Source organism: Gilliamella sp. GillExp13 (assembly GCF_001690815.1).
GTDB lineage: Bacteria > Pseudomonadota > Gammaproteobacteria > Enterobacterales > Orbaceae > Gilliamella > Gilliamella bombi.
This window is the reverse complement of the sequence record NZ_LZHJ01000028.1, coordinates 102,610-113,195: the sequence shown is the minus strand read 5'-3', so window position 1 is coordinate 113,195 and position 10,586 is coordinate 102,610. Positions and strand designations below refer to the sequence as shown.

At 36.8% G+C, this 10,586-nt stretch carries 6 protein-coding genes; 2 read left to right on the top strand and 4 right to left on the bottom strand.

Features of this window, described 5'->3' with window-relative positions; all coding sequences use genetic code 11:
• Nucleotides 1-186 precede the first annotated feature (186 nt).
• Nucleotides 187-420, top strand: a complete 234-nt coding sequence (locus A9G37_RS12465) for an IS30 family transposase (protein WP_065574266.1) — start codon at nucleotides 187-189, stop codon at nucleotides 418-420.
• Between the two features lie 282 nt (nucleotides 421-702).
• On the opposite strand, the gene A9G37_RS02710 is transcribed toward A9G37_RS12465, so the two are convergent.
• Genes A9G37_RS02710 through A9G37_RS02695 form a run of 4 tightly spaced genes read right to left on the bottom strand, consistent with a single transcriptional unit; the run spans nucleotide 703 to nucleotide 8,766 of the window.
• Nucleotides 703-1,812, bottom strand: coding sequence for a hypothetical protein (locus A9G37_RS02710; RefSeq protein WP_051634104.1), 1,110 nt, complete (start codon nucleotides 1,810-1,812; stop codon nucleotides 703-705).
• A gap of 59 nt (nucleotides 1,813-1,871) precedes the next feature.
• The gene (locus tag A9G37_RS02705) at nucleotides 1,872-4,952 is read right to left on the bottom strand and encodes a type I restriction endonuclease subunit R, EcoR124 family (RefSeq protein WP_065574540.1); all 3,081 of its coding nucleotides are present in this window, start codon (nucleotides 4,950-4,952) and stop codon (nucleotides 1,872-1,874) included.
• 14 nt (nucleotides 4,953-4,966) lie between these two features.
• A complete protein-coding gene (locus A9G37_RS12985) occupies nucleotides 4,967-6,184 on the bottom strand; it encodes a restriction endonuclease subunit S (protein WP_065574539.1) in 1,218 nt (405 codons plus the stop codon).
• On the bottom strand, nucleotides 6,181-8,766 hold the full coding sequence (locus A9G37_RS02695) for a type I restriction-modification system subunit M (protein WP_065574538.1): 2,586 nt from the start codon (nucleotides 8,764-8,766) through the stop codon (nucleotides 6,181-6,183). Before A9G37_RS02695 ends, A9G37_RS12985 begins: the two co-directional genes overlap by 4 nt.
• A 420-nt stretch (nucleotides 8,767-9,186) precedes the next feature.
• Between A9G37_RS02695 and A9G37_RS02690 the strand changes: the two genes are divergently transcribed.
• The gene (locus tag A9G37_RS02690; RefSeq protein WP_065574537.1) at nucleotides 9,187-10,584 is read left to right on the top strand and encodes an FAD-binding oxidoreductase; all 1,398 of its coding nucleotides are present in this window, start codon (nucleotides 9,187-9,189) and stop codon (nucleotides 10,582-10,584) included.
• Nucleotides 10,585-10,586: the final 2 nt, after the last annotated feature.

Here is a 10,586-nt window from a genome sequence, read left to right as displayed (position 1 = left end):
ACATTAGTTGAACGCAAAACAGGGCTAGTATTAATTGGGCGCCTCAATCAACGTACCGCCTCCGAAACGAGAGATATGATAATAAAATTGCTAACGCCGTTTAAAAAAATGGTTAAAAGCATCACCATTTGATAATGGAACCGAATTTAATTATCATCATGCTATTGAGCATTATTTAAATACCACGTGTACTTTGCGGAGCCTTATAAAAGCTGGCAAAGAGGCACAAATGAAAACACCAATGGCTTAATACGTCAGTTTATACCTAAGTCAGCGGCCATTTCATTAGTTGACGACAAACAGATAAAGAAAATACAATATCTATTGAACACACGCCCAAGAAAACGGCATAAGTTTAAAAGCCCTGCCGATTTTTATTCTAAGGAGCTAAGAAGAATTGCTCTTCATGGTGTAATCTAGGAACTTAATACTAAACAAGATACCCAAACTCTTACTTTTCATGAAAGCTTAAGTGTGATTTTAACGGGAGATTATAATGAACCCGTTTTTCAAATGTGTTTAAAAATTTATAAAGATGAAATGTATCTTGGTTATTATCACTATTTAACAACATTAGACCTTACCTTTGTTGATGAATTCTTTGTTATCAAATAACCAATAAAAGCACGTTGTTTTGCATTCTATAGATGATCAACTACCGCTCTTTTTTTAGTGTATATTAAATACAGGTATTATCGATTTTTACAATTCCTCATGCTCCGTATAATCTTCTAACACCGCATCAGTCATACGGTCTAAATGTTTGACTTTACTCAGCGCTTTTAAATTGCGGTAGGGAATATAGCTGCAACGCTCCGATAATGGTCCACTTTCTAGTAACGAAAATACTGGGCGGCGGATTTCTTGAAACACCTTTTCCTGCCGGCTATCTGGTGCAACAATATGTAGTTTAATATTCATATTGGGTTGCAAGGCAAGTAAATCCGCCATGCGTAAAATACCAGAGTAAACCGAAGTGGTATGTTCGACTTCAAACGCGCGTGTGATAGCGCGCCCTTTTAACCAAATCACATCAATTTGTTCAATGGTGCTTAAGGTGGTTTCGTCATAATTAAGTGGTAATTTTTCTAATAATGCTTCGGTGCCTTTTTTCCACTCTTTTAATACCCGGCTGCGATCCGCTTTCGGTAGCCAAATCTTCATCCCCATACAGGCACCAATTTGGGCAAGTAACGCCTGCATTTTGATCGATTCGCGTACTTCTGGGGTTGTTTGGTTTGGGGCTTCATCATCGACCAGTTCATTATCACTCGGGACCGAAACCTCAATCACTTTATCGATTCGATTGACAGTATGGGTTTTTAATTTCTTTTGATCTTGCTCATTAAGGGGATAATCAGCGGCGATGTCATGTTGCTGTAATAGGCAGCGCATTAATAATTTGCCATCTTTTTCGTTGATTTTATTTAAACTATTACGCAGCAATCCGGTCCAACCTTTACTGTTTTTCTCAATGTTTTGGGTAAAAGAAAGATGTTGCCAAATTTGGTCAGTATACATAGGGATAGCTTGGGGGAATGGTAACCACACTTTAACCCGAACATGAAAACGTATAATAAACGGATCATCCGATGCTAAAAAAAGGGGCGTGCTATCTTCATAAGGACCATCAACCACTTCAAGCAGCCCGCACCAGCGAGATAGTCGGGTGAGATAACAAATAAAAATATCCCCAGCTTTTACTTTTTCTGCCAATAATTTTTGTCGAACCCGATAACCAGATACTGTTTTATCTGAATTCATAAAAGCTTGATACGTTTCGGGTGAAAAGATGTTGGTATAGTAAGCCATAAATAATTATCCGTTTTTAATTAACCTTACTTTAAAGGTTTGGATCTATTTAAAAGTAATCAGTTAAATTGCTGTTTAATCTCGGTCATCCAACGTGGAAGTTCGTCATGTAAGGCTAAATTTAGCATAAATAAGTTATCAATATCTTTATTCGCTTTGCTTAAGTCAATTGTTTGAATAATTTCAGCAAAATAAGGCACAATGTCCGATTTTGATAGTTCAAACTCAGTTATTGCTTGTAATAATAGCTTGCTATCAATACCCCATTCGTTGGCAAATTCGTTTGCAGCATGTTTGATTTTATCGTTTTTCCAATTGGTAAATGCTTGATCAAAATGGACTTGGCTAGATAGGCGACCGGTTAATAATTCGGTATCGACAAATTCCTTTAATATTTTTGCTTGCTGATCTTCGCCCATTTGGCTTAATTCTTGAATTTGTTCGTAGATAATGCGCCTAGTTTCGTCGTTAATGGTTTGTACACCATCAACATGCGACACTTTAGATCCAATTAAGCTAAGGATATGCGCAGCATCAATCACCTGTGTGCCTGCTAATTTGGTTTTACCAATTAAAGTGGGCACAATGGTTGGCGTTTTAGTGGTAGTTTCTTTAGCGGTTAAGTTTTTAAATGCGCCAACATATTGCAACCAACGGTGCTCGGTCATACCAAAAGTGGCATTATCCCATTGATATTCATAATATTGTTGGACAATATTAAGCTGATCAGCCGCTATTTTAAATGCTTTGCTAAATTCAGTTAGTTTTTTATCATCATGTTGAATTAATTGCCATTGGGTTGGATCGGCTAAGGTTAAAACTAATTGCTCCAAATCGTTAGCTAAAATTCGCACAGCAGTGGCATAGGTTTCAACAATCGCTTTGCTACTACCACCACCACTACCATATAGCTCAAGGGCTTGGTTAACCATTTGTTCGGTCAGGCGTGGGGTTTGGAAATTTACAATTGTGCCAAACTCTTTGCTAGAACCAAACACGCGATTGGTGCGTGAATAAGCCTGAATTAAATTTTGTAGCTTTAAGGTGCGGTCAACATAAAGAGTATTGAGTCGTTTAGAATCATAGCCTGTTAATAGCTGATCAGCAACAATCACTAAATCGATATTCTTACTATTACGACCACTACCGCCACGGGTAGCACGCTCGACCACATCCTCAAAATAGGCTTGTTCACCATGTTTTTTATCACCTGCGATAAACTTAATGCCAGTAAATTCAGCGTAATCATTAAACATGGTGTTGATAATTTCGGGATCGACATTATCCGGATCATTTTCGTTACCAAAGCTAAAGGTCATGGCAATATTGATTTTTTGCTGTTGGATTGAAAGTTGTTTTTTAAATTCCTGATAATAGGCAATCACCCGTTCCTTATAAGCGACGGTTAAAATAGCATTAAATTGTTGCTGTTGCGATTGCGCTTGCCAGTTGCTTAAAATCTCTGTAACCACTTGTGGTATATGAGTTTGATCATGATAAACTAATAGCGATTTATCAATGGCTTGCTTTTCAACTTCGCTTTCGCTCCAGCTATGTACTAATCGGGCGATTTCGCGATCGGATTGTTCTGGTTTTTCGATTTTTATACGCTCAATAAGCTTATCGCGTAAATCGTCATAACTGCTAAATTCACCCGTATTGATGTAATCGACATGAAATCCAAGCACGTTACCATCAGCAATGGCTTCATCAATGGTATATTGATGTAATTTAGGACCAAATAGCTTTTCGGTAGTGTTAATCACTTCGCTGTTTTCGTTTATTTTGCCTTTAATTTTGTTTTCGTCAAAAAGCGGCGTACCTGTAAATCCAAAAAATAGCCCATTTATTCTAAAATGGCTTTTTATTTCGCCCATCATATTTTTCATAGTGGAACGGTGCGCTTCGTCAACAATAAAGACGATTTTTTTATCGGCTAAGTGACTATCCTTGCCTTCCTCTAAGGCTTTAACCAAATTATGCAGTTTAAAGATAGTGGTTACCACAATACCATTGTGTGGCGAGCTAAGGTGTTTTCTAAGCTGCGCGGTGCTGTGCGTATCATCAACGGTGACTGGTTCAAAAGCAGCATAAGCTTTAAAGTTATCACTGGTACGGCTATCAAGTTCACGCCGATCGACCAAAAAGACCACTTTATCAAAACCTGCACGGGTCGATAAAAATAGAGCTGTTTTAAAGCTGGTAATGGTTTTACCGGAACCTGTAGTATGCCAAACAAATCCGCCATGTGGTTTTTTGTCAGGATTATCCCAACCAAATGCCGCCCCTTCAACCGCTTGCAAAGCAAAGACCTGATAAGGGCGCATTAGCATATGTCGGCGGTTTTCTTCTTCTTTGGCTTCATCAATGACTAGGTAGTCGCCCACCATTTGATGCGCCATTGGGATCATTAAAAATTGTTCTATTACTTGCTGCCAATGATTGATCGGTTGATTTGATTTATTCGCCCAATGAAACACAAAGCTAGGATTAAAGTCATTAATTGTTTTGGGCGTGGCAAAGTAACGGGTTTCGATTTCGCTACTTATTACCATCATTTGCGAAAAAGCCATAAAATTGTTGCTATATTCGCCATCTCGATAATAACGCTTAAACTGTTCGAATGCCTCGTCAAGGTTTTTATCGGTACGTTTTTGTTCGATATTAATTAACGGTAAACCATTAATTAACAGCACCAAATCAAAACGGTTACCGTTAGGTGTTTGCACTTCGCGGGCAATGCGATAACAGGAATCACCGCCACGCACCTCGGGTTTTTTAAAGATAGTTAAGGTGATTTGTTTACGGGTGATAAGCGGGTTATCATCGCGATAGATGCCATCGATTTTGCCTTTTGACTCTTCCATGGCGAGCAGTTTTGCCGCTTGGTAGCTGTTTTGTAGTTGGTTAACTTTTGCCATTACTTGGCTAAATTCGTTATCGGTTAACTCAACGCCCTCAAGCTGATCAGCATTAAGCCGATTAAGTTCACTCCGCCAGTGGGTGACTAAATCATTAACCGTTACTTTACGTCGATTACCATCTAAAAAGTCAGGTGCCCGCCATTTATATATTTCTAATTCTTTAACAAAGTTTTCTTGAAAGGTTTTTTCTGCGGCATCTTTTACAACCTGACTCATTCCTTAACTCCTTTTTATACAAACATTTCGTTTAAATAAGCTTGTTTGATGTTTTTTAATTTATCTAGTTTTTTTTGTTCTAGGGCGATTTTGTTATCGAGTAATTTAAAGAAATTACCGATTTGTTGTTGTTCTACTTCACAAGTAACAGAAACCTCAAACTTCGAAAATTTTGAAATCCAATGCCTTTCATGATTTTGAGGTACATACATAATATTTCTCAATACGTAATAAACAAAGACAGAATTATAATTCTGATTTTTTAGCGTTAAAATTTTTATTGCTGAACTCTTAACTTTAAAGGGGAAGTCAACATAGTGTGACAAAGTAGTAAAATCATCAAATATGAAGACAGGGTTATTAATATTTGCTTTATAAATATTGTTTTCTTCATTCGTATAACCCAATATAAAACTTTTCCCTGCTGTTAAAACAGGGATTTTATAAGCGTCATTATAGTCAACATTATTTACAATATACTTAGTTGGTTGTTCATATTTTAATAACTGAACCAGTTCCTTATTATTCCAGTCTTCTTTAAACCCACTAAACCGTAACTTAGGTTGTAATTTTCCCCTACTTGGAAACATTTCCGTCAGATAGGCAGATTTTAGGGTTTTGGCTTTTTCTAATTTTTTTTGTTGAGTATTAATAAGGTTATCAAGTTTCTTAAAGAATTCACCTATTTGGGTTTGTTCAGTTATTGAGCTAGGTAAATTAATTTTTAATGTACTTAATGATTTTTGACTAACTCCTTTTGCTGTGCCACCACTTGTCATCATCAATAATGAATTATATATGCTAGGTGATTTTAACAATATAGCTAAAAAATCATCAGTAATTTCTGATTTGTTAACTTCAAAAGCAATTGTGCGTTGGCTTAGAATATATCCATTATCGTCGGGGATTTGTGCTACATTTCCCATTGGAGCTTCTGTAGTAAATATAACCTGCCCTTTTCTTAATTCATTTCCCCCCATCCATTTTAGATACAAATTATTATCCCCATAATGTGCATCTGCACTAAAATCAATATAACCATTTTTAACATTTAAGGCAGAAAGCGCCAAAAAGCCGCATTCACTCCAATCCATGCCTAATTTTTTAGGAGTCCTACCTCTAAAGTCGATAATATGAATGATAACTTGTAAGAAATATGATTGTTTCCAAATTTGAGCCCCCTCAAACCCCTTAAACCGTCGCCTAGGAACTAATTTTTTACTTGCACTCATTGCGTTACCACCAGATCTTGCATCATCGCTTGTAACTCGGCTTCGAGTTGCTCGATCTCTTTATCAATCGAAGTTAAGGTATCTTGATAACGTTCGTTTAACATTTGTAGGGTTTTTAATTCGGCTTTAATCGGTTTTTCGATTAATTCGCTCAGTAACGCAATGGTATTGCCAAACCATTTTTTGTACATTAGCCTGTCAATTTCTTGATCCGTTAAGTTTAAAATCCGTTCTTGTACCGCTTCTTTTAATGCCAACTCGTCCGCTTTAATCTGTTTACTTAATGTCGATTTTTGGCTGATTAATTTATCGACTTTTTTAAGTATTACATAGGCTTCAGTATCTTTTGGTGTATCTTTTAACTCTTGTTTGAGTTTTTTATTATCAAATGAGTCTAATGGTTCGTCATCATCGTTCTTTTTCAACGATTCATACAGCGCATCGTACTCCGGGCTGTCTTCCACTTTGGCCGCTTCGACCAGATCCGCAAGTTCGCTTTCTAGCGTTTGGATTTGCTGTTTATTGTTGTCGATATTGGTTAGCTCATCGGCATATAATTCACTGGCAATTAATTCGCTTGGAATCAGACTGCTGATAAAGCCGTCTTGCTCAGACCGTTTTTTAGCACCGCTACCTTTGTTGACCATATTGGGCACTCGGTTACGTGCTGCGGTATAAAAATTAGTTTTAGGCGCTGAAATAATTTCAATATCATGCAGTAATGCATTTTGCCAAATTTCGGCAATAATCTGATAGCCGTCATAGATATCAATGTGATTAAAGCTAGTTAGCAGGCTTTTTATGTCGTTTAACATGGCTTCCATTAGTGGGTGAATTTGCTCTGCATCATTAACTGCAATGATTTGTGACCAATAGCTGTCAATATAAGCTTGCGTTTGCTGCGCTAATTGCGCCGATTGCTGTCGTATCCGTTCATCATTTAAGATTTTAGTGCTTAATTCGCTAATCTCTTCTTTTAAGGTGAAATAGTGCGGACGCACAGGCACTAATGCCGACTGCAATAAGTCGGGCGTGGTGGCACGGATAACAGCAAGTTGCTCAATATTGTGCTGTGGTATGCCACCTAATAAATGACCTTCGACGTCGTGAGCAATATCATCATCAATGGCATCAATATAACGGGGGATATTGAGGTTGTATTCATTGGCGATAATCTCTTGACGAGTGGCTAAATGGCTATAGCCAGTTTGCTCTTGACGTAATACATAAGTATCAACAATTTTGGCGATGTCTTTTTCTTGCAAGACATTTTGCTTACCGACTTTTATAAAGGTATTTGATGCATCAATGATTAATACCGGATCAGTCAGTTGACGATTCTTTTTTAACACTAAAACCACAACGGGGATGCCAGTGTTGGTAAAAAGATTACTTGGCAAGCCAATTACAGTGTCAATATAGTTTTTTTCTAATAATCGTTTGCGGATTTCGCCTTCAGCCACGCCACGGAATAAGATCCCATGTGGCAGTACGATCGTCATAGTGCCACTTTGCCCTAAATGGAATAGTCCATGTAATAAAAAGGCAAAGTCACCTTTTGAATCGGGCGGTAATACGCCAGCTATTTCAAAACGGGGATCGCTGACTTTTAATCCTGCGCGATTCCAGTTTTTGACTGAATAAGGCGGATTCATTACCACCGCATCAAATTGGACGCCCTCACAAGGGCGCTCAGGATCTTCTGGCCAATCATGGGCTAAAGTATCGCCATTTCTAATAGTCATTTTATTGGGTTTGACTTCATGCAGTAATAAATTCATCCGCACCAAATTATAAGTAGCGGTATTTTTTTCTTGACCGTAATAGGTTAAGCTTTGTTGCGCTTGTTTCGTTAAATGTTTTTTAACAGTTAGTAACAATGAGCCTGACCCCACCGTTGGATCATAAATTGACCGAATATTTGGCGTTTTGGCGGCAATTTGTGCCATTACTTCACTCACTTGACGTGGTGTATAGAATTCTCCCGCTTTTTTACCCGCTTCCATGGCAAATTGCCCAATCAGGTATTCATAAGCATCGCCTAATACATCGCCTTTTTGTAAAGCGACCATATCAAGATCGGCAAATAATAAGATTAAGGCTTTAATATTTTTACTGCGCTCATGTAAATTACTACCAAGTGCAGTATCGGTTAAATCTAAGGTTGAATTAGAAAACAGATTCTTAAAGTCATCGGCATCTTTGCTATTGGCAATTGAACGTTCAAAGTGATTTAAGCTGTCGATCACTTTTTGCACTTCAAAATTACCTTTATTTATATCTTCAATCCAAGTTTGATAAAGGTGTTCGGGTAAAACATAATAACCTAGTGTATTTTGCAGCATGCTTTCTAATTGAGGACCACGTTCAGCCATGCTTTTATGATAATTAGCGATAAGCTCGGACTGCGTGATCTCATCTCTGGTTATCATCATTTTAAATGATGATAATGTTTTATCGCTTAAAAATTTATAAAACATTAAACCTAACATATAGTCTTTATAACGACTGGCATCCATCGAACCACGCAGTTCATTGGCACCATCCCATAAGCGACTTTTAATCTCTTCAGATGTAATCACAACGTTCAACCTCATTAACTCATTTACTTTGGCATGAAAGTATCATCGGTTTATTTTTGATTTATCCCATAGCCAACACAATTGCGTCGTATTTTAGCGGTAATTAGTTTCAAATCCTAGCTAAATAAGTAAAAACCCATACCATATAGAAATCACTCAAGTTTTTTACAATAATTTGGAAACGATTGTAATGAATATAAAATATAACGCCTTTTCATAAAGAAAAAATGACTATCACTGATTGGGTTAAACGTTTTATAGAGTGATAAGAAATTAGAATTGAGATATAGAATTGGAATGGCAACTCATTTTCAAACTTATTCAAGAATAAACACATAAAAATTATAGAAGCATTGATTTATTTAATTTGTATAGATAAAATCATATTCCTAATATATCAAAAATAAATAATAACTTACAATGAAAAAATTAACTTTATTGAGCTACTGTCTTTTCTTGCTACTACCACTAAAAACGCAAGCTGTCGTTGTAAATGATGTTACAGGTATGACACCTGTACAAGCATCTGCGGTTATGCAACCAGAATCGACTCAACAAGTCTCAGAATTAGTTAAAAATACCTCTGGTCCAATTAGTATAGCTGGTGGCAAATACAGCATGGGTGGACAAACAGCAATAAGCAATGGAATTCAAATAGATACACAAAAACTCAACCATGTAATTGATTTCAACCCTGAGAAGAAACTTTTAACCATTGAAACAGGCGCAACTTGGCGTCAAGTACAGGAATTGATTGATCCCTACAATTTATCAGTAAAAATTATGCAAAGCTATGCCAATTTTAGTATTGGTGGTTCGCTTAGTGTAAATGTGCATGGGCGTTATATCGGAGAAGGCCCTATGATTTTATCTGTTGAGAAGTTCAAAATTGTCCTAGCTGATGGCGCTATTGTCGAAGCCAGTCCAAAAGAAAATCAAGATATATTTTATGGTGCTATCGGCGGTTATGGTGGATTAGGCGTAATTACAGAAGTCACTTTGCAACTTGTTGATAATGTTAAAGTAAAACGCATTAGCGATGTTATGCCAATTACCAAGTATTACCCATATTTTATGCAACAGATTCGTTCTGACAAAAGTGCCATATTCCACAATTCGGTAATTTACCCACCAGATTTTGAAAAAGTTCGTGCTGTCACTTTTAAAGAAACACAAGAACCATTGACTATTTTGGACAGATTACGCCCAACCGACCAATATTCGTTTGAACAGGAACAAAAAATAAAAATTGTTGCCTCATCAAATTTAGGCAAGCATTTACGTAAATTGTATGATGATATAGATTATACAAAACAACCAGTAATGTGGCGTAATTATGAAGCCAGTTATGATGTGTCGAATTTACAGCCAATTAAAAGCAAAAATAAAAGTTTTGCTCTACAGGAGTATTTTATCCCTGTAGAGCGGTTTGAGGATTTTTACCCTGAATTAATTGCTATCCTAAAAAAACATCAGGCCAATGTGATTAATATTTCGATTCGTCATGCAAATCCTGATAGCGGTTCATTACTAGCATGGGCTAAAACCGAAGTGTTTGCTTTTGTTATTTATTATCAACAAGATACTGATGAACAAAGCAAAAAGAAAGTAGGAATCTGGACACGAGAATTAATCGATGCAGTATTAGCAAAGGGTGGAAGTTATTATTTACCGTATCAATTACATGCAACTCGTAAACAATTTCAGCGCGCATACCCACAAGCAGATCGCTTTTTTAAACTTAAAGCACTATTAGACCCAGAAAATAAATTTAATAACATGCTATTAGATCGATACCAACCTAAAATAATTCAGTAAAC